The following is a 19,369-nucleotide window of genomic DNA, read 5'->3' as shown; positions in this document are numbered from 1 at the left end:
TCCTGTCCTGTCACATAAACAACTGGATATTGCCGAAAGGCGCGTCGCAATTGAGCAGATCCACCCGTTTCAGACGGATCTTCAAGGCGTCGTCCTGGCGCACCAGGGTGTAGGTATTCCAACCCACATAGATATCTTGGTTGTCGCCACGCGTTTCCGTGTAATGGAAGGCGCAACGCACGGTGTATTCGCCTTTTTCCTCGTCCATGCTTTCCACAGTGGGTTGCTGGAGCAGGTGATGGCTGCGGCTCTTGGGCTGCTGGGAAAAGGTACGGCGGCCTGCCAGACGTTCCACACGGATACGCAGCAAAAGCTTGTCCTCGTGCATCAGGGACGCGTGCAAACGGGCGTCCTGCTGATCGTGCACCAGCGGCATCCAGTAGTAGCCATCCTCGGTGAACAGGTCGAGCCATTGCTCGTAGCGCTGTTCATCCAGCAGGCGGGCTTCCGCATACACAAAATCGATAAGGGCCTGACGGCTGATTTCGCTCATGGTTATTCCTCTTCTTTCTTGGCCTGCTGCTCGGGCAGCATGAACTTCAACCAGGCGCGGAACTGGGCGCGCATCTGCATTTCGCTGGTGCCGTTGATCACCACGTTCTTTTGCTGGTCTTCATCTTTTTCCACCAGACGGGCCAGGTTCATCCAGTCGCGACCACGCGACTGCAAACCGTGCTGGGCACGCTCGTACATTTCCAGGTCATCGTGACCGACCATGGAGGTCGGTGCGTTGATCAGGCGGTTGTACATCAGGGTGCGTTCCAGGAAGGTGTCGGGTGCACCCACCAGGCGGAAGGTCCAGGATTCCACCAGGGTTTTGTCAGCGGCCAGCGGCTTGAACAAACGCAAGGTCTGGATCGGGCCCTTGACCATGATGTTGGGGAAGTAGCAAGTGTTGTGACGCGTATCGCCCAAAATGGCTTTGGCGCGCTCCTCACCGTAGGCTTCGACCATCTGGTCCCAGTAACCCGGAATTTCGGAGTAATCAGCGTGAATGGAATTGCTCACGCCGGTATGGCCGTGACCGTTTTCCCACACGCGAATGCCCATGCCTTCGTAGAACTCGTAAGGCGACATGAAGGGGGCAAACAATTCAACGGCCATGGGCTTGGGCGTACCCGGAGGGGCCGCTTCCCAGGCTTTCACAGCAGTACCCGCCGAGGACTCGTGCGCCACCATGGGGTGACAGGTATCGGTCTGGTTATCAACCAGCATTTTCCAGTTGCACTGGTGCATGTAACGCATCACGCCACCGGCCACTTCCAGACGGCCTTCGGGGGAGCGATCCACCATATTGTCGATGGTGCTCAGGGACTCGCCAAAGAATTCCTCAAAGCCAATGCCTTCATCGGCCAGTCGACAGAACACGAAATCGCGGTACACCTTGACGTTCTGTACTGCGGCCATGCCCTTGCTGCCTTCGGTGCATTCAAAGCCGGTGTTCTCGTAGCCCTTCTTCAAAGGGATGGACAACAGGGAGCCGTCCGTCTTGAACGTCCAGGCGTGGTAGGGGCAACGGAAGAACTTGCCCGTGTTGCCACAGGTCTCGCCCGCCACTTGCACACCTTTGTGCGGGCAGCGGTTGTAGAGCACACGGATGCTGTCATCGGTATGGCGCACCATGATGACCGATTCAGTGCCGACCGTCGTGGTGTAGAAGTCGCCTTTATTGGGCACCTGGCTGGCATGGCCAACGTAGACCCAGGTATTGACGAACAACTGCTCCATCTCCAGTTCAAACAGCTCCTGGTTGATGTACAAATCCTTGTGGACCTCGGCCTCGCGTACCAATTCGCGGATGGCCTGGGGATTATCACGATACTTTTCCATCATGTTCTCCGTCGCCCTTGGGCTTATAGATCCAGCACCAGACGCGGGGTCTTGGCGCGGGAAATACAGATCTGGATGACCTTGTTGCTGGCTTTTTCCGAGTCGCTCAGGAAGTAGTCGCGGTGGTCAACCTCGCCTTCGATCACATCACAGGTACAGACGCCGCACTCGCCGCGTTTGCAGTCGATCATGGGGTCCAGGCCCTGCTCTTCCATCACGTCCACAATGGTCTTGTCAGCGGGAATTTGCAGGGTCACGCCGCTTTGGCGCAGTTCCACTTCAAACGGCTGGTCGCCTTCCTGGGGAGCAGCCGTCACAAACAGCTCGAAGTGCACATGGTCGCCAGGCCAGCCACGTTGCTTGCAGGCTTCGATCACGGCATCAATCATGCCTTTGGGGCCGCAGACGTAAATGTGCTGGTCTTTAGACAGACCGTCGAGCAGGGTATTCAGGCAGAAACGGCCTTCGCTGTCGTCCGCGTAGTGACGCAGAGCCGGGCCGGACAGGGCGCTCAGCTCATCCAGAAAGGCCAACTGTTCCACACTGCGACCAGCATAGTGCAGCTGATAAGGGCGGCCCTGGTGATGCAAGGCAGCGGCCATGCTGGCAATGGGGGTGATACCGATACCACCGGCAATCAGCACGGTTTCGGTTTCGCCTTCAGCGGCAGCATGCAAGGGGAAATCATTCTTGGGACCAGCCACGCGCAGCGTATCGCCTACTTTCAGGCTGTGCATGAAGCGCGAACCACCCGAGCTGTTGTCTTCCAGGCGCACGCCCAGACGGTAACAGGTCGGGCCCTGTGCCGTGTCGGCGTCCAGCGAAATCAGGGAATAGCAGCGGTGATCGTTCAGATCAGGAATCTGTACCTGCAGGTGCGAACCCGGCGCAAACGCGGGCAGGGAACCGGCCTGGGCAGGCTCCAGCGTAAAACTGCGAATCAGCGGGGATGCGTTCTGGATGTCCCGGATAACGAGTTCAAAAGTATCCATCATGTGCCTACCATTGAGCATGACTACATCAATTACCCAGCCAAAAAGGCCAAGCCGTGGCATGATGTAGCGCCGCAGGGGGCAATGGGACGGTATCGCGTAACCTGAAAAAGGCTGCGTAAGGCTCGTCTACTGTCTCCGCTAAAACCGGCTGCCTGACACCAAGACTGGCTGTATGGCTGGATCTCTATTCATTCTTTTGTGAATTTATTTTATTGATGAATAGTTTACGGATAAATATATACTGCCGAATATAATGGAAAACCACTAGGTGAGAAAACAGCAGAACCGCATGGTACACAGTTCTGCCACTTCCCCACCGTTTTCTACTTACTGAGCAACCAGTGCGACCACGCGCAATGGGCTGCCGGAACCGCCTTCAATCTTCAACGGGGCCGACATGATCAGCGCACCCTGAGGGGGCAGCTGATCCAGGTTGCACAGGCACTGCAGACCGTAACGGTTGGCACCGTGCATCAGAGTGTGGCAAGGGTAGCCAATAGGCCAGGAGTAGGATTGGCCAGCATCGGTGTTGATGGTTTCAACGCCAAAACCGTGAACCTTGCGCTCGTGAATCATCCACTCTACCGCTTCCTGAGCTGGGCCAGGCGTGTGAGCACCGTCTTCACGCATGTTCAGGAAGGCCTCGGCGTCGTTCACGCGTTTAGACCAGTCGGTGCGAAACAGCACCCAGGCGCCTTCAGGGATACGGCCATGCTTGGCTTCCCAGTTCAACAGGAACTCGGAGGTCAGGATGAAGTCTTCGTTCTGGGCCACTTCAGCAGAAGCATCAACTACCACGGCAGGGCGCAGGAAGTTGTCCACTGGAATAGTGTCGACCGTGTTGTCTGGATGGTCCTTGCCGGAAATCCAGTGCGCAGGCGCGTCAAAGTGGGTACCGGTGTGTTCGCCACAGGTGAAGTTGTTCCAGTACCAGCCTGGGCCGTTCTCGTCGTATTGGCTGATGCGCTCAATCGAGAAACCGGCAGTCTGGCCAAATTGGGGGGGCAGTTGCAAGGCGGGGAAGCTGGGAGACAGAGTCTGGGTCAGATCCACAAAACGGACCTGCTTGCTGTCGATCGCCTGGATAAAGGCTGCCAATGGGTTCTTGTCGCTCATTTCATCTCCTACTTGGGTCTTATGTCGTTGTTATGAGTGCCTGTATGGCGCACACGTGCCTACTGTTGCTTGCGCCGTCCACGTCGCGGCTTGCAAGCCGCTCCGATTCGACAGGCATAGGGTAGTCCGCAGGGACTACCCTATGTCCGGTCTCATCCACTGGGGGAAAGGGACCGTCTTGAACCTTCTTACGCTTCCTTGTCGTCCAGAACGGAGAACTCGGCAGGATTCAGGTCTGGCTGGGACGCTGCGTCGCCTTCGTAAAAGCGGGCAGGAGTCAAAGCCTTGCGGTTCACACGCAGGTCAAACACGTCAAAACGGTTGTAGTGACCAGTGATGTCGTGCATTTGACGCGGCTGGATGCAGCGCGACAGATCGATGTCGGCGTAGGCAATGCCTTCCTTGTCGATCAGTGCTTCGCCCTGAACGCGGCCATCGGGGCCAATAATGCCCGAGAACGCGCTGTTGGGACGAGCCAGCAGATCACGTGCTTCAGGATGGCTGGCCGACATGGCTTCGATGATTTCCTCGGAAACCGTCGAGCAAGCTACCACCGTAAACACCTTGCCTTCAAAGCAGTGAGCAGCAGCACGCAGGCGAATCGCTTCAGCCATGTCGTAGTCTTTCGGTGCCACGGGCAAGGCGATGTAGCTGGCAACGTGTACCAGTTCACCTTGCGACAACAGGCTGAAACGAGCCAGCGTGTTGGTGTTTTCACCGCAAGCCAAGGCACCCAGAGGGCCAATAGTGGTGTCATGCACGCGCATCGAGGACGCATCGCCGTTGGCCCAGGTCAGCTTTTCAGCCCAGGTGGGAACCAGTTTGCGGTGACGGCCCAGAATGCGACCGTCAGCGCCGATGGTAACCAGCGTGTTGTAAATGGTGCCGATGCCAACGGGACTGCGCTCGTTCACACCCAACACCACGTTGACCTTGCGCTGGCGACAAACCTGCGCAACCTTCTGGATCTCGGGACCGGGCACTTCGATGGCCGATTTGCACAGGCGCTCGAACCACGGGCTACCGTCGATCGGGTTCATCACCCAGCTCCAGTAGGGGTAACCGGAGACGAACACCTCGGGAAAGGCGATCAGCTCGGCACCGTTATCGGCCGCTTCGTTGATCAGGCGACATACTTTTTCAATAGTCGCATTCGTATCCAGGAACACGGGCGCTGCCTGAACGGCGGCGGCCTTGAACTGACGCAATTCCAGCATCATGCTCTCCTTTACTTAGTTTTGGGGGGTGACGTCCACGATGGGGTGGCGCAGTTCGCCAATGCCTTCAACCACAGCGTGCACTACGTCACCAGGCCACATCCACTCTTGAGGATCACGGCCAGCGCCCACGCCTTCTGGGGTACCGGTAGCGATGATGTCACCGGGTTCCAGCGTGATACCGGCACTGATGTCAGCGATCAGGTCGTTCACGTTGAACAGCATGTGCTTGGTGTTGGAGCTTTGCTTGGTCACACCGTTCAGAGTCAGGCTCAGGTTCAGGTTGTGCGGGTCGGTCAGCTCGTCAGCGGTCACGATCACGGGGCCGAAAGGAGCGTAGGTGTCCTGGCCTTTGGAGTAGATCCACTGACCGGCACGACGGCAGTCGCGGGCGCTCACGTCGATCATGACGGAGTAACCGAACACGTACTTCAGGGCATCTTCTTTGGCCACGCGCTGAGCACGGGTGCCCATGATCACGGCCAGTTCCACTTCCCAGTCCATTTGCTGAGTGATGTTCTTGTTGTGCTCGATGGCATCGCCAGGGCCAACCACGGTGGTTGGTGGCTTGGAGAAAATCACGGGCTGCTTGGGCAGCTCTTTGGAGGTGTCCAGAGTACGGCTGGATTCGGCCACGTGTTCCACGTAGTTCAAGCCGATACCAAAGATGTTCTTGCGTGGGCGTGGGATAGGAGCCAACAGCTTGACGTTGGCCAGGGGCAGCGCCACACCGAAAGGCATATCGTCGGCGTAGGTTTCCAGCAAGCGAGCCGTGGAAGTCACAGCGGCTGGGCCCAGGTCGATGAAATCGAGCATATTGTCAGGCAGCATGTGGCCTGTGGCGTCGCCCAGGTAACCCAGGTCAACCACCAAATCACCCACAATGGCACCCAAGCGGCCAGCGGCAGCAACTTCACTACGGTACGTTACAAGACGCATTTCTATCTCCAGATTGGGCCATCTTGTGCAGATGGCTTGAATAAATCGGGTCGGCCCGCCTTGGCAGGCCGTCCAAATAAGTTAAACAAGTAGTCTTACAGCAGGACCTGATGGCCGCCGTTCTCTGCCAGCGCTTCTTCGCGGTACAGATTCAGGGCGCGCATCACGGGCAGGTCATGGAACGAGAACAGGCAAGCGTCCTCGGACGAGGAGCCGTTCACGTGCTCATGGAACATCCAGGATGGTACGCAGAAAATGTCGCGTTCGCGCCAGTCAAAGCGTTTGCCATTGATGATGGAATAACCTTCACCCTTGGCGCATTGGTAAATAATGCTGCCGGTGTGACGGTGGGCCTTGGTGTGTTCACCGGGGCGCAGCATCTGCATGCTGGCACCAATGGTGGCCATGACAGGACCGCCGGTCAGCGGGTTGATGTAGTCCATGATGACGCCATCAAAGGGGCTGCCGTCCGTAACCTTGGCGTAGGCCGACAAGGCTTCGTAGGTGGGCTCCCACTCGTACTTGAGCAGGGGCGAGTACGGTTTTTGCCAGTCGTGCAAGGTGGGCTTCAGACCACGACCACCCCAGATACCCACCGCGTCGTTGACGGGGTGCGTAATGGCCTGGGTCAGATCCGGGTGAACCGCGTAGAAACCGGCTTCCAGGGCGTTGACCAGCGGAATGTCCAGACCGTCTTGCCAGATGCAAGGCAGGCCGTCAGCTTCCACACCGTGCTCGTGCCAGCAACCGTTAGGCGTCAGCACGAAGTCGTTGGCGCCCAAGGTCATCTTGTGGCCGTCCACGATGGTGTAGGCACCGCGGCCTTCCATGATGAAACGCAGGGCCGAGGAGGAGTGCGCATGTGCGGAAGCCGCTTCACCCGGTTTCATGACCTGCAAACCGGAGTACAGCCAGCCCACCGCCGCCGAGACTTCCTGGCGACCGGGGTTGTTCAGGTAAATCACACGACGACCGGCCTTTTCAGGGCTGACCAGATCCACCGAACGCAACACGTAATCGCGCAGGTCGCGGTAGCGCCACACCACAGGCACGGATTCGGACTTGGGCTCCCAGGGCTCGATCTTGTTGGCCACGGTCCACAGGGCACCGGCCTCAAACTGAGTCAAATCCTGGTAGTACTTCACCAGTTCGGGCGTGTCCTCAACATCTGCACGACCGAGCACGCTTTCGCGGTGGGTGTCAAAACGTTCTTCCGACATGATGCTGTCTCCTTTCGTGTTTTATGACTTGGCAGGGCCGTCCTGGGCCACTGGCGCACGTTTGATTTGGCGCTGCAACCAGTCCTTGCCCCATTCGTACTGAACGGGCCAGGCCAGGTCGGTGTAACCCAGCTCCGCAGCCTGACGTTGTGGCCAGTTCGCATCGGCCAGAAAGCCTCGCGACAGGGCGCACAGGTCAGCACGGCCTGCAGCAATAATGCTGTTGGCGTGATCCGCTTCCATGATCGAACCCACCGCCATGGTGGCGATACCGGCTTCGTTACGGATACGGTCGGAGAATGGCGTCTGGTACATGCGGCCGTAAATTGGCTGCTGCTCCAGCACCACTTCACCCGAGGACACGTCGATCAGATCGGCACCGGCTTGCTTGAACAGGCGGGCAATTTCCACACCGTCGTCCGCCGTGTTGCCACCTTCGGCCCAGTCTGTTGCCGAGATACGCACCAGGATGGGCTTGTTCTCTGGCCAGACGGCACGGATAGCGGCAAACACTTCCAGCGGGTAAGCCATGCGATTTTCCAGACTACCACCAAATTCGTCACTACGCTGATTAGTCAGCGGCGAGATGAAGCTGGACAAGAGGTAACCGTGGGCGGCTTGCAATTCGATGCAGTCAAAGCCAGCCTGGTCAGCGCGCTTGGCGGCGGCCACAAAGGCGTCACGAATTTCGTCCATCTGGGCACGGGTGATCTCGGCAGGCACGGCAGTGACGCCAGCCTGGTAAGGCAGGGCGGAGGCCGACACCAAAGGCCAGTTGCCTTCAGCCAGCGGCTGATTGGCTTTTTCCCAACCCAGCTGCGTCGAACCGCGACGGCCAGCGTGGCCCAGTTGCACACCGATCTTGGCACCCTGTTCGTGGGCGAAAGCCACCACAGGTTTCCAGGCATTGGCCTGCTCATCGTTCCACAGACCGGTACAACCGGGAGTGACACGACCTTCAGGCGTCACGGCCGTCATTTCAGCCATGATCAGGCCAGCGCCACCCATGGCGCGGCTGCCGTAATGCACCTGGTGTGTAGCACCGGGCATGCCGTCCTTGGCGCTGTACATCAGCGTGGGCGAGAGCACGACACGGTTCTTCAACTGCATGTCGCGCAGCTTGAAGGGCGTGAACATGGGCGAGGGAGCCTTTTCACCGTCGGCCAGCTTCATGCCAGCTTCGGTCGCCATCCAGCGCTCGTATTTTTCCAGCCAGGCCGCGTCACGCATACGCATGTTCTCGTGCGAGATGCGCTGCGAACGGGTCAGCATGGAGTAGGTGAACTGCTCGGGCTTCATATTGGCGTAACGGGCCACGTTCTCGAACCATTCGGTCGAGTTGCGGGCGGCGTTCTGAATGCGCAATACGTCCACGCTACGAGCGGCTTCGTAATCTTTCAGGGCCTCTTCCATGGACTCGTGGTCCATGTGCTGAGCCAGCGTAATGGCATCTTCCAGAGCCAGCTTGGTGCCGGAACCGATGGAGAAGTGAGCGGTGTGAGCGGCATCGCCCATCAGCACCACAGGAACCTTCTTGCCGGTGCCGTAATCTTGCCAGTGCACCCACTTGTTGCAGATAACGCGTGGGAAGCGGATCCAGATGGCCGAACCGCGCAGGTGAGTCGCGTTACTGATCAGCTTGTTGCCATCCAGATGGTCGGCAAACAGCTTCTCGCAGTAGGCAATGGCCTCTTCCTGCGACATTTCGCCAATACCGGCTTTCTGCCAGGTCTCTTCAGGCGTTTCCACGATGAACGTGGACAGGCCATCCTGGAAGCGGTAGGCGTGAGCCTGGAACCAGCCGTGTTCGGTTTCAACAAAAATGAAGTTGAAGGCGTCGAACACTTTTTCCGTACCCAGCCACACAAAGCGGCAGTTACGGGTGTCGATATCGGGCTGGTACACGTCTTCGTAGCGGGTACGAATGGCGCTGTTGATGCCGTCAGAAGCGATCAGGATATCGGCGTTGTACTTGCGGGCCAGTTCAGCTTCGTCCGTGACCACGGTCTCGAACACCAGCTTGACGCCCACTTCTTCACAGCGAGCCTGCAGGATGTTCAGCAATTTCTTGCGACCAATCCCGATAAAGCCATGACCGCTGGAGCGCACTGCGCTACCCTTGAAATGGCACTCAATGTCGTCCCAGTGGTTGAACGCGTCACCGATGGTCTGCGCGGACACAGGGTCAGCTTCACGCAGGTTTTCCATGGTCGCGTCCGAGAACACCACACCCCAGCCAAAGGTGTCGTACGGTCGGTTGCGCTCGACGACAAAAACCTCGTTCTGAGGGTTTTGCAACTTCATCAGCAAACCGAAATACAAGCCGGCTGGGCCTCCGCCAATACATACGATATTCATGATATGTCCGTATGGTCTGAATACATGCTTCTGAGCATAGTATATTTATTAATAAATATTATACAAGTCAACTATTTAAATCAAAAAAAATACCTGACCTGCACACTGCCTGCTACTACTTCAAACTAGATCAAGCCTTGCTGCTTTCTGGCTGGGCAATCACATACTCTTGCATGGGGTTGCGCAGGAAATCAGGGATAGGAATACCCAGGTGCGTCTCCAGCGAGGTGGTCACCACGGTCTGGCGCACTTGCATACGCAACACACCGTCTTTACCGATGCAGCGCAACAGCAGCGTCAAGGAGCTATTGCCAATGCGTTCCACACCCAGGCTCATCACCACATCATCACCCATACGGCTGATGGACTTGAACTCGGCTTCGATATGCACCGAGGGCATGCCCACCCGTTTGCTGGCGATCATGTTGTGAAAACCCTCGGGGGTCATGGAGTCGATCCATGCTTCCATCAGGTCGTTAAACATCACAAAGTACTGCGGATAAAAAACGATACCCGCTGGATCGCATTCCGAAAAACGGATGCGATGTTCTTGTTCGTACAGCTTGGAAACCATGTTGTAGACACCTTTTTAGCAAGTGTTTTGTGCGCCTGTTCGTGACGCTATCCGCATCCTGCCTGGCTTACAGGCCTGGCAGGATGCACCTTATGCTAGCCAGCAGCGCTTTGCAGATGGACCCGCAACAGGCCCAGATGCTGATGGATGTGCACGACCTCTTCCGTGCCCAGACCTTCAAACATTTCCGCAATCCAGTCGCTGTGGGCCTGGGCCATCGCCTCGAAACTGCTCTTGCCCTTGGGGGTGAGACGCAACACCCAAGCACGTCGGTCGGTGGGGCTGCTCTGGCGAGACACCATGCCCTCGCGGGCCAGCTCATCAGTCAGTCCGGTAATATTGCCGCCGGTTACCATCAGATAGCGCGACAATTCGCCCATCTTCAGGCCCTGCGGGTAACGATACAGCTGGGCCATATAGTCGAAACGGGCCAGCGAAATATCAAAATTCTGGCGCAAGCGGCGACGAATTTCGTCTTCGATCTGCTTGGTGCAGGTCAGCATGCGCAACCACAATTTCAGGCTGGCGGGGTCCTTGGGACCGACGCGGCCTTCAAAGCCGGCATCGGCCGGTTCTACCAAAAATTCGAGTGCTGCTTCGCTTTGATTCATATTTTTTCCCCCAAGCTTTGGCTAATTCAGTTTGACCAACAGGCGGGATATTCTTGCTTGAACAAGTGGCCAAGTAGACACGGGATGTCTGGCTTTCAGGGCCTTGGTCGCAGTGCCAATCCGAATTTATATTCTACTATGAATATTTTAGAAATAAAGTATTTGGCGGGATAAAAACGCTTCCTCAAGGGTTTTCACCAAGGCCGCCCGAAAGCGGCCCGGTGTCGCCCTTACACCAGTGCGTACTGGCGCAGTGCAGCCTCCAGCTTGACGCCATGCTCGTCGGCCAAAGCCGCATCGCGCAAGGCTCCCAAAATGGCAGGTGACAGGGTGCTGGGGTTGCGCTCCAGAGCCGACATCACGGTCTGGTAGTTACGCAAGCCACGGGCATGGGTATCACCATACCCTTTGACCAAACGCTGGCACTGAGCAATTTCCAGAGCCAGGGCCGGATGAGCATCGGCAGCCTGTTCGATCTGCTTCAACCAGCCTTCAATACGCTGCTGCTCAGCCTGGTAGCGCAGCGTACGACGACGCCAGCGCTTGAAGCCCGAGAGCAGGTACAAAGGAATGAAGCCGCGCACCGAGCTGGTTTGAATCACGCGACCGGATTTGGTCTGCGATTTCACCAGCTTGTTGCCCCAGGTAGGACGCATCAACCAACGGCCAACGCTGGCAAACGGTAGGATCTCGCTGATTTCTTCCACGCGGGGGTGCATGTATTCGTTGATCGCCACGATCTGGCCGTCGGCAGCGCGCACTTCTTTATGCACACGGTCAAAACGGCTGGAGCGGGTTTTCAGTTCGGCCACGCGAATGGCGTCCTCGTAGGACATCCACAGCGCCAGGTAGCGGCCGGTTTCGCGAATGAGGGCCACATCGTCAGGGCGGGCAAACTGGCTGATCTTTTTCAGGCGGTCCAGGTACAGATTGGCGTAGGCCACGTCCTGAAAATCCAGCACACGGCGCACACCTTCCACCACGATAGGCTGGGCCTGCTCGGGCACTTCGGCACGGACGCGGTCAATCAGCTTGGCCACTGCAGGGTCGCGGGGGGCCAGCGTCGCCATATCAACCGGCTTGTTTTCCGAATCGGCCTTGCCAGCATCGCCTTCAGCGACACGGGCGTAAGCTGCACCAAAAGCCTTCAGACTGGGTTTGACGCCCACGCCACCGCGTTCGATGGTCTGTTCAAACTGCGAGCGGCTAAAGGGCAGCACACCAGTGCTGGCCAATGCGCCAAACAGCACGGCGGAAATTACGCTGCCCGAATCCTCGGCCGCTTTTTCCATATTGAAATACACAAAACGCTTGGCAGCCTGGGTTGCGTGCGCAATCAGGGCATTGTCGTCCACACGGCCATCACCCATGGCCGATTTTTCGGCAATGGAATAGACACGGTGAGTCGAAGCGATCAGCGTGGTGCGGTCCTCTGTGACCAGGCCACGTTGTACGGCGCGACCGGCTTCCATCAGCTCGGAAGCCAGCACCACATCCACGTCACCGGGCATGGGCATCAGGGCCAGCACAGGCTTTTTGCCATCCACGGCGGCCGAGTGCGGGAACAGTTCCACGTAGTAAATCGTGGCGCCGGTACGCTGGGCCACGCCCGGCACCGAGGTGGTCTGTGCAAAGTAGCCGTTTTGTTCGCCCAGGTTGACGATCCAGTCGGCCAACACGCCGCCGCCTTCGCCACCCATGGCCAAAATAGCAATCTTGATTGGTTTGATCTGCATGATAAAAATCTCTACGGGTGTGCTTAGAAGGCCAGACGTTCACGACGGGCAGCGTCACGACGCTGCAACCAGCCGATAAAGCTACGGCGGGTTTTTTCGCGGAACTTGTCCCAGCCAGTCGGGTTGCTGACTACTTGTGCACGGTAGAAAGACGGGCACAGAATCGCGGCGTGGGAAACCTCACCACACAGACCGCAACCCACACAACTGTTCATCACGTTCGCCACTGGGTCCTGACGCAGGGCGTCCGGATTGGGGCGGATCGACAACGACGGGCAACCGGACAAGCGGATGCAGGAGTGATCGCCGGTACACGTATCCGGATCCACACCAAAACGCTCGCGCACTACGCGTTCGCCCGCCGCCACGGCTTTACGCACCTGGCCTTTCTCGCGGCGCTGACGGTTCAACATACATTCGCTTTGCGCCACCAGCACCTTGGGACCTTTTTCCTTGGTCGTCAGGGCTTCACGCAGGGTTGCCGTCATGGTCTTCAAGTCGTAGGTACGACGTATCATGCGCAGCCATTCCACACCCACGCCACGCGCGGCTTTCTCGATCAGGTGACCGGTACTGCGCGTTTCGTTCTTGGCCTTGGAGGACAGAATGTCCTGACCACCGGTAGCCGCGGTGTAGCTGTTGTCGATCACAATGGTCAGGTTGTCGCTGCGGTTGAACACGGCGTTGGCAATACCACTGGTCAAACCGTTGTGCCAGAAACCACCGTCACCCATGACCGAGATCGCACGCTTGTCCGAATCCACGTTCAAGGCGGCCGAACCGGCGCCACCCAGGCCGTAACCCATGGTGGTGTTACCCAGGTTGAAGGGCGGCAGAATGGAAAACAGGTGGCAGCCAATGTCAGCCGACACGTGGTGCTCGCCCAGCTCGCGCTCCACCAGCTTCAAAGCGGTAAAGATAGGACGCTCGGGACAGCCGGTACAAAACCCTGGCGGACGGGCGTGAACGTTCTCGTCCAGGCTGCCCAAGGGTTTGACTTCAGCCGCTTCCACTTCCACCAGGCTGGCTTGCTCAGCTTTGGGACGCTCCACGGTCTCGACTTTCATCGGGATCACGCGTGGTTTGCGGGCTGGCAGGGGCTCGATGCGCTCGTATTTTTCCATGAAGGCACGCAGGCCTTTCAACATGGTGGCGGTGTTGTATTCACCGGCCAGAGGCAACAGATCCTTGCCGTGCAAGGTCACATCCACATTGTGACGGCGCACGATGTCGGAGATGTTCTGTTCAACAAAGTTGGGCTGACCTTCTTCCAGCACCAGCACCGCACGCTTGCCTTCACAGAAGCGGACGATTTCAGATTCGATCAGCGGGTAGGCCACGTTCATCACGTACATCGGCACTTTGGATTCGCCGAACACGTCGGCCATATCCAGGTGTTCCAGAGCACGGATCACGGTGTTGTAGCCACCGCCCTGAACGATCAGACCGACGTCATCGGCGCCATCAGCAAAGAATTCATTCAACTGACGCTCTTCGATGAACTTGACGGCATTAGGCCAGCGCTGTTCGATCTTTTCTTTTTCATGCAGGAAGCTGGCAGGCGGCAACACAATGCGATTGATGTCGCGTGTGGGCTGCTCCATGGCTTCTTTGATAGTGAACTTGGCGCGGCGGTTATCCGAGGCCACAAACTGACCATGCACGTGACAGGCGCGAATACGCAGCTGCAACATCACGGGGGTGTTGGACGCTTCGGACAGATCAAAGCCGTCTTTAACTGCTTGCACAATACAGGGCAGGTTGGGACGGGGGTCCAGCATCCACATTTGCGATTTCATGGCAAAAGCGTGGCTGCGCTCCTGCATGATGGACGAGCCTTCGCCGTAGTCTTCCCCCACAATGATCAGCGCACCGCCCTTGACCCCGCCGGAGGCCAGGTTGGCCAGCGCGTCCGAGGCCACGTTGGTACCCACGGTTGCTTTAAAAGTGATGGCGCCACGCAGCGGGTAGTTAACCGACGCAGCCAGCGTTGCCGCCGCCGTTGCCTCGCTGGCACTGTTTTCAAAACGGATTCCGTTCTCTTGCAGGATGTCCTGGGCATCGGCCAGCACGTCCATCAAGTGCGAGATAGGCGCACCCTGGTAACCGGCCACGTAGGACACGCCCGATTCCAGCAGGGCCTTGGTCACCGCCAGGATGCCTTCGCCACTGAATACGTCTCCATCACCCAGGCGCAGCTTTTTGACTTCTTCGACAAACGATCGCTCAGCCATTTTTCTTTCCTTACTTACCGCTCATTGTGAACATGGTATTTATTTTCATCGGAATATGTTTATATCTCAACATATCCATTCTCATGGTTTTCCCTAGTAAAGTAGCTAAATTATTTGCGACACGCGAGCGGACAGCTTGGTTATAGTGAGCCCTGTTGCTGCCTTGCGGCACCCATTAGCCTGTAATGACAATAAGCACCATGAGCCCCACCGAACACGACACCGTCTTTGTCGAAAACTACCTGCCCGCCTTGTTGGCCCAGGCAAGCCAGCTGATCTCTGCCGAATTCCATGAAGTGGTGCTAAGCAACGGTTTGTCCATTTCCGAATGGCGTGTGCTGTCCACCCTGTCCGGCGCGGGCGAAGTGAGCATCGGCCATCTGGCTCGTATTGCCACCACCAAGCAACCCACCGTCACGCGCTTGCTCGATCGCCTGGAAAAGCAAGGTTTGCTGCGCCGCGTGGCCCACGATGTGGACCGACGCATCACCTTGGTACGCATCACCGAAGAAGGCCAGACGCTGATCTCCGGCCTGATTGCCAAGGCTCGCCTGCACGAGCAGGAAGTGGTGCAGCGCCTGCAACCGCTGGATGTCGGCGCCCTCAAAACCACCTTGCGGCGTCTGATCTCCGAGCAGCACGACTACAACGATCAGTAAAACGCAGCCCGCCCGGCCACACTATCGGTTCTAACCCTGCATGGCGCGGGCTTGGCGTTCTGAACCTGGTCTGTAGCGACTTCCAGATTCAAGAGACACCACACACGCCTCACCTGAACGGGGCGTGTGTGGTGTTTTTTTATCCTTTCCAACCTTGAGGCTTCACAGAGCCATAACCGTCAGCAGCCAGGCTACTGATCAGATGTATGGCTCTGCCAGATAGCCCATTACTCAGGCTGAATGCCCAGGGTAGGGATCAGCTCGGAATAGACCTTGGAGTCGTTCTGCACGCGCTCCAGCGTCTGGGCCGGGGTGGTGAAGAACTGGGCCAGACCACGGCTCTTGAAGGCAGCCTGCATTTCGGGGGTCTTCAGGGCAGCATCCACCTTTTCCTGAATTTCTTTCACGGTGTCATCCGGCGTGGTGCCGGGGGCAAACAGCGCAAAAGTCGTCGTCGGAATGCTGTTGGCATGGCCACCTGCTTCCTGCACCGTCGGCACATTTGGCAGCAGTTCAGTACGCTTGTCAGCGCCTACCGCCAAGACTCGCACCTTGCCGCCATCTACGTGCTGGGATGCCAGAATGCCACCGACCAGCATGGCATCTGTCTCACCGCCCAGAATGGCGTTTGTCGCCGGGGCCATACCCTTGTAGGGGATGTAGGTGAAATTCACCCCTTCTTCACGGGCCAGCAAGCCCATGCCCAGGTGCGTGACGTGTCCACGGCCACCGGTGCCCACATTGGTATCACCATTGGCTTTCTTGGCCTGGGCGATAAATTCCTTGTAGTCCTTGGCCGGGAAATCATTACGCACCAGCAGATACAGGTTCACGCCAGCGACTGTGGTGACCGGCTTCAGGTCCTTTTCCCATTTGTAGGGCAGGTTGCTGTAAAGCAGCGGGTTGGTCGATACCGCCAGGCTATCGACCATCAGCAGGGCCGAGCCGTCCCCCTTGGCTTTGGCGATATTGTCAGTACCGATAATGGCATTGGCGCCCGGACGGTTTTCAATCACAAAGACCTTGCCGGTGGCCTTGTTCAGATGCACACCCAGATCGCGGGCCAGAATGTCAGGCTCGGTGCCGGGTGGGTAGGGGACCACAATACGCACCTGGTCCGTAGTCGGCCAGGCGGCTTGAGCCATCATCGGGGCCAAAGCACCCACACCTGCCAACAACAGGGCCAGCGTCGTATTTTTAAGCTGCTTCATTGTCCACTCCTTATCGTTATTGATTGCGGCCCGCCACCGACTGGTAGCCCCCCGCAGCGCATTTACCATCGTCCAATCAAGATATTCATCATGCGCTCATGCGCATTGGTACGATCCTCTACCGCAGCCCAGCTCTCGCTGGCACGCCCTTTCAGGGTGTCATGCCAGTCCAGCAGGCCTTCTTTCATCCGCCGACAAACCGCTGCATACGCCGGGTCTGCGCCCAGGTCGTGCAGCTCGTCAGGATCTTGCTTCAAGTCGAATAATTGTGGCCGATAGCCTTGCCAATGTATGTATTTATAGTCACTATCGCGCAGCATCAGGCCACGACATTCATCCACGCCACGGCCCAGAATCTGGCGGGCTTCCCGATAGGCGTAATCCAGGCTGGCCACGGTGTACTCACGTGCCCAGTCGGACTGGCCGTGCAACAGGGGAATCAGCGAACGGCCTTCCACCCGGTGTTCCTGGGCGGGCAGGTGCAAGGCATCCAGAATCGTGGGGGTGACATCCACGCACTCGACAAAGGCATCACTGCTTTGACCACGTGTGGCATTTGCTGAAGTCCGTGGATCAACCACGATCAGCGGAACGCGTATGGCATTTTCAAAGAAATACTCTTTCTCTCCCAGCCAGTGGTCGCCCAGCAAATCACCATGATCAGAACTGAAAATAATCAGGGTGTCTTTCAGGCGGTCTTGCTGTTCCAGCATGTCCAGCAAACGGCCGACTTCATCATCAATCTGTTGAACCAGGCCCATATAGACAGGCTTGATCGTGCGCCAGACCTCGTCCTGAGCAAAAGACAGGGATTCTTCATGCTGCTGATAGGCCGCATGCACGGGGTGTGCATTCTGGCGCTCGTGCTCTGCACGCAGGGGCGTACAGGCGTCTTCCGCGCCAAAGCGATCGTGGTAGGGCGCTGGCGCTTTATAAGGCCAGTGCGGTTTGATGAAAGACAGATGCAAGGCCCAGGGCTCTTCGTCCTTGGCTGTGATGAAATCCATGGCCCGCTGGGTGAAGTAGGCGGTTTCAGAGTCCTGCGCCTGTACCCGTGCTGGCAGGCTGGCATTACGCATGTACCAACCGGAGGCAAACTGACCCTGGGCATCCTGGCTGCCAATCACATAGTCTTCCCAGGGACGCTCGCTGTCGTAACCCTGAGCCTGCAAATACTGGCGGTATTCACTATCCGGGCCCATTTCAAAGTGACCGTCATAGCGTTCAATCGCCGTAAAGCCGCCTTGCCAGAAGCGCTCGGCCGCCTCGGGCTGAACCTGGAAGCGTCGGGCATTGGCCCCGGCCGGGTCCGGCACGTGATGGGTCTTGCCCAGCAGATGGCAGTCTCGCCCGGACTGGGCCAGATAATCTCCCAGATACAGCTCGTCGATGGGGTGGGGAACGCGATTCCAGGTGACCCGGTGCGACAAGGGATAGCGGCCGGTGTAATACGAGGCCCGCGACGGGCCACAGACGGCAGAGTTCACATAGGCACGATCAAAGCGCACACCCATGGCGGCCAGACGATCCAGATTGGGGGTCTTTAATGCGCCCCTAGGGGCATAACAGGACAGGTGGTCTGCACGTAACTGGTCACACATGATGAACAACACATTCTTGATCTCTAAAGACACCTGACTGGGCTGAGCCTGATCCATGTCCGCCTCAAAAAAACCGGGTCCGGGCCCGCGTAGAACCCGACGCCACAAAAGGAGTAGGCCATGTGTAAGCAAATGCATAACAGACCCGCTTATGCCTCAGATTATTACCGCAGTCTGAGAATAATTTTCGAATAATCTGATGGTTTAGGTATAAACCAGTAGACCCGGCCAATGCCCGATGTTGCGCTCCACTGACACGCCGCAGCATGGTTAGAATAGAGAACCAACAACTCCGCTTCTACGAGGGCACATGAATAGTCTAAGACGCATGCTGCAAATTCTGGACTTGTACGGTGCAGACACTCCGGTTCTGGATGTGGAAACCATCTGCGCTCGCTTGAATTACCCTCCCGCGACAACCTATCGCTACCTGAAAGAGTTATGCACTAGCGGCCTGCTGATACGCAGTCCCGAAGGTTACGCGCCGGGGCCCCGGTTTATAGAAATGGATCTGCTGATCCGCGAATTTGATCCGCTGGTCAGCCGTTGCCGCCCCTTGCTACGTTCGCTGGTCGAGCAGACCGGACTGGATGTCCTGATCGGCCAGCAATATGGCGAACGCATATTGACCACCCATCAGGAAACCGGGCCGGAGCGTTTCGAGCTGCTGTTTGGCCGGGGCCGCACCATGGATATGTTCCGCAGCTCCACAGCCCGTATCGTCACGGCTTACCTGCCCACCCGCCATCTGCGCCGCTTGTACGAGAAAAACCAGGAAATTGATTATGTACAGCGCCTGGGCAGGGAGTGGCCGGCATTTTCCGCCCATATGCAGGAACTGCGCCGTGCAGGCTATTGCATCACCAAAGAGCAGATCAATCCGGGCATAGGCGGTATTTCCGCGCCTATTTTTGATGATGCCAAGCGTATCTTCGGCAGCCTGACCTTGTTGGGTACGCTGGAACGCTTTGAGGCGATCAGCCCCGAAGCGCTAGCCAGCCTGATCCAGCCCGCTGCACGCGCCGTTAGCCGCGCCCTGGCCCAAGTCTGAGGACTGGGTGCCCCCAG

At 57.6% G+C, this 19,369-nt stretch carries 16 protein-coding genes; 2 read left to right on the top strand and 14 right to left on the bottom strand.

Features of this window, described 5'->3' with window-relative positions; all coding sequences use genetic code 11:
* Positions 1-10: 10 nt before the first annotated feature.
* The 12 genes from ACU6HM_RS14510 to ACU6HM_RS14455 all read right to left on the bottom strand — a co-directional run bounded on the left by ACU6HM_RS14510 (position 11) and on the right by ACU6HM_RS14455 (position 14,830).
* On the bottom strand, positions 11-493 hold the full coding sequence (locus tag ACU6HM_RS14510) for an aromatic-ring-hydroxylating dioxygenase subunit beta (RefSeq protein ID WP_009463815.1): 483 nt from the start codon (positions 491-493) through the stop codon (positions 11-13).
* Between the two features lie 2 nt (positions 494-495).
* Positions 496-1,830 carry an aromatic ring-hydroxylating dioxygenase subunit alpha gene (locus ACU6HM_RS14505; RefSeq protein ID WP_009463816.1) on the bottom strand — a complete coding sequence of 445 codons (1,335 nt, stop codon included), beginning with the start codon at positions 1,828-1,830 and terminating at the stop codon, positions 496-498.
* A 23-nt stretch (positions 1,831-1,853) separates the two neighbouring features.
* Positions 1,854-2,822 (bottom strand): PDR/VanB family oxidoreductase, encoded by a 969-nt coding sequence (locus ACU6HM_RS14500; protein WP_009463817.1) that lies wholly within the window; start codon positions 2,820-2,822, stop codon positions 1,854-1,856.
* A 330-nt stretch (positions 2,823-3,152) separates the two neighbouring features.
* On the bottom strand, positions 3,153-3,941 hold the full coding sequence (locus tag ACU6HM_RS14495) for a cyclase family protein (RefSeq protein ID WP_009463818.1): 789 nt from the start codon (positions 3,939-3,941) through the stop codon (positions 3,153-3,155).
* A 188-nt stretch (positions 3,942-4,129) separates the two neighbouring features.
* Complete coding sequence (locus tag ACU6HM_RS14490) at positions 4,130-5,158, bottom strand: carbon-nitrogen hydrolase family protein (protein WP_009463819.1); 1,029 nt, start codon at positions 5,156-5,158, stop codon at positions 4,130-4,132.
* A gap of 15 nt (positions 5,159-5,173) precedes the next feature.
* Positions 5,174-6,097, bottom strand: coding sequence for a fumarylacetoacetate hydrolase family protein (locus ACU6HM_RS14485; protein WP_009463820.1), 924 nt, complete (start codon positions 6,095-6,097; stop codon positions 5,174-5,176).
* Between the two features lie 95 nt (positions 6,098-6,192).
* On the bottom strand, positions 6,193-7,317 hold the full coding sequence (locus ACU6HM_RS14480) for a cupin domain-containing protein (RefSeq protein ID WP_083055160.1): 1,125 nt from the start codon (positions 7,315-7,317) through the stop codon (positions 6,193-6,195).
* Positions 7,318-7,338: 21 nt separating this feature from the next.
* Entirely contained in the window at positions 7,339-9,675 is a 2,337-nt protein-coding gene (locus ACU6HM_RS14475) for a bifunctional salicylyl-CoA 5-hydroxylase/oxidoreductase (protein ID WP_250756398.1), read from the bottom strand.
* Between the two features lie 130 nt (positions 9,676-9,805).
* Positions 9,806-10,249 carry an acyl-CoA thioesterase gene (locus ACU6HM_RS14470; RefSeq protein WP_009463823.1) on the bottom strand — a complete coding sequence of 148 codons (444 nt, stop codon included), beginning with the start codon at positions 10,247-10,249 and terminating at the stop codon, positions 9,806-9,808.
* A 95-nt stretch (positions 10,250-10,344) separates the two neighbouring features.
* Positions 10,345-10,860 carry a MarR family winged helix-turn-helix transcriptional regulator gene (locus ACU6HM_RS14465; protein ID WP_009463824.1) on the bottom strand — a complete coding sequence of 172 codons (516 nt, stop codon included), beginning with the start codon at positions 10,858-10,860 and terminating at the stop codon, positions 10,345-10,347.
* A gap of 230 nt (positions 10,861-11,090) precedes the next feature.
* Positions 11,091-12,596, bottom strand: a complete 1,506-nt coding sequence (locus tag ACU6HM_RS14460) for an indolepyruvate oxidoreductase subunit beta family protein (protein WP_009463825.1) — start codon at positions 12,594-12,596, stop codon at positions 11,091-11,093.
* A 23-nt stretch (positions 12,597-12,619) separates the two neighbouring features.
* A complete protein-coding gene (locus ACU6HM_RS14455) occupies positions 12,620-14,830 on the bottom strand; it encodes a thiamine pyrophosphate-dependent enzyme (RefSeq protein ID WP_009463826.1) in 2,211 nt (736 codons plus the stop codon).
* A gap of 200 nt (positions 14,831-15,030) precedes the next feature.
* Between ACU6HM_RS14455 and ACU6HM_RS14450 the strand changes: the two genes are divergently transcribed.
* Positions 15,031-15,489: a MarR family winged helix-turn-helix transcriptional regulator gene (locus ACU6HM_RS14450; protein ID WP_009463827.1), complete on the top strand. Its 459-nt coding sequence runs from the start codon at positions 15,031-15,033 to the stop codon at positions 15,487-15,489.
* A 227-nt stretch (positions 15,490-15,716) separates the two neighbouring features.
* Here ACU6HM_RS14450 and ACU6HM_RS14445 read toward each other — a convergent pair whose 3' ends face one another.
* Together ACU6HM_RS14445 and ACU6HM_RS14440 are read right to left on the bottom strand one after the other, a co-directional pair.
* Positions 15,717-16,700, bottom strand: coding sequence for a Bug family tripartite tricarboxylate transporter substrate binding protein (locus ACU6HM_RS14445; protein ID WP_009463828.1), 984 nt, complete (start codon positions 16,698-16,700; stop codon positions 15,717-15,719).
* Positions 16,701-16,762: 62 nt separating this feature from the next.
* Positions 16,763-18,358, bottom strand: a complete 1,596-nt coding sequence (locus ACU6HM_RS14440) for a sulfatase-like hydrolase/transferase (RefSeq protein WP_446763978.1) — start codon at positions 18,356-18,358, stop codon at positions 16,763-16,765.
* A gap of 253 nt (positions 18,359-18,611) precedes the next feature.
* On the opposite strand from ACU6HM_RS14440, the gene ACU6HM_RS14435 reads away from it, so the two are divergent.
* Complete coding sequence (locus ACU6HM_RS14435) at positions 18,612-19,352, top strand: IclR family transcriptional regulator (RefSeq protein ID WP_031232822.1); 741 nt, start codon at positions 18,612-18,614, stop codon at positions 19,350-19,352.
* Positions 19,353-19,369: the final 17 nt, after the last annotated feature.

Source organism: Alcaligenes sp. RM2, assembly GCF_052931795.1.
This window is presented reverse-complemented; position numbering and strand designations above follow the sequence as displayed.

Excerpts from the sequence above, each read along its gene's own strand:
- ACU6HM_RS14500 (WP_009463817.1), bottom strand. The coding sequence starts at position 2,822 with ATGGATACTTTTGAACTCGTTATCCGGGACATCCAGAACGCATCCCCG.
- ACU6HM_RS14495 (WP_009463818.1), bottom strand. The coding sequence starts at position 3,941 with ATGAGCGACAAGAACCCATTGGCAGCCTTTATCCAGGCGATCGACAGC.
- ACU6HM_RS14435 (WP_031232822.1), top strand. The coding sequence starts at position 18,612 with ATGAATAGTCTAAGACGCATGCTGCAAATTCTGGACTTGTACGGTGCA.
- ACU6HM_RS14450 (WP_009463827.1), top strand. The coding sequence starts at position 15,031 with ATGAGCCCCACCGAACACGACACCGTCTTTGTCGAAAACTACCTGCCC.
- ACU6HM_RS14440 (WP_446763978.1), bottom strand. The coding sequence starts at position 18,358 with ATGGATCAGGCTCAGCCCAGTCAGGTGTCTTTAGAGATCAAGAATGTG.
- ACU6HM_RS14505 (WP_009463816.1), bottom strand. The coding sequence starts at position 1,830 with ATGGAAAAGTATCGTGATAATCCCCAGGCCATCCGCGAATTGGTACGC.
- ACU6HM_RS14445 (WP_009463828.1), bottom strand. The coding sequence starts at position 16,700 with ATGAAGCAGCTTAAAAATACGACGCTGGCCCTGTTGTTGGCAGGTGTG.
- ACU6HM_RS14475 (WP_250756398.1), bottom strand. The coding sequence starts at position 9,675 with ATGAATATCGTATGTATTGGCGGAGGCCCAGCCGGCTTGTATTTCGGT.
- ACU6HM_RS14455 (WP_009463826.1), bottom strand. The coding sequence starts at position 14,830 with ATGGCTGAGCGATCGTTTGTCGAAGAAGTCAAAAAGCTGCGCCTGGGT.
- ACU6HM_RS14460 (WP_009463825.1), bottom strand. The coding sequence starts at position 12,596 with ATGCAGATCAAACCAATCAAGATTGCTATTTTGGCCATGGGTGGCGAA.
- ACU6HM_RS14470 (WP_009463823.1), bottom strand. The coding sequence starts at position 10,249 with ATGGTTTCCAAGCTGTACGAACAAGAACATCGCATCCGTTTTTCGGAA.
- ACU6HM_RS14510 (WP_009463815.1), bottom strand. The coding sequence starts at position 493 with ATGAGCGAAATCAGCCGTCAGGCCCTTATCGATTTTGTGTATGCGGAA.
- ACU6HM_RS14485 (WP_009463820.1), bottom strand. The coding sequence starts at position 6,097 with ATGCGTCTTGTAACGTACCGTAGTGAAGTTGCTGCCGCTGGCCGCTTG.
- ACU6HM_RS14465 (WP_009463824.1), bottom strand. The coding sequence starts at position 10,860 with ATGAATCAAAGCGAAGCAGCACTCGAATTTTTGGTAGAACCGGCCGAT.
- ACU6HM_RS14490 (WP_009463819.1), bottom strand. The coding sequence starts at position 5,158 with ATGCTGGAATTGCGTCAGTTCAAGGCCGCCGCCGTTCAGGCAGCGCCC.
- ACU6HM_RS14480 (WP_083055160.1), bottom strand. The coding sequence starts at position 7,317 with ATGTCGGAAGAACGTTTTGACACCCACCGCGAAAGCGTGCTCGGTCGT.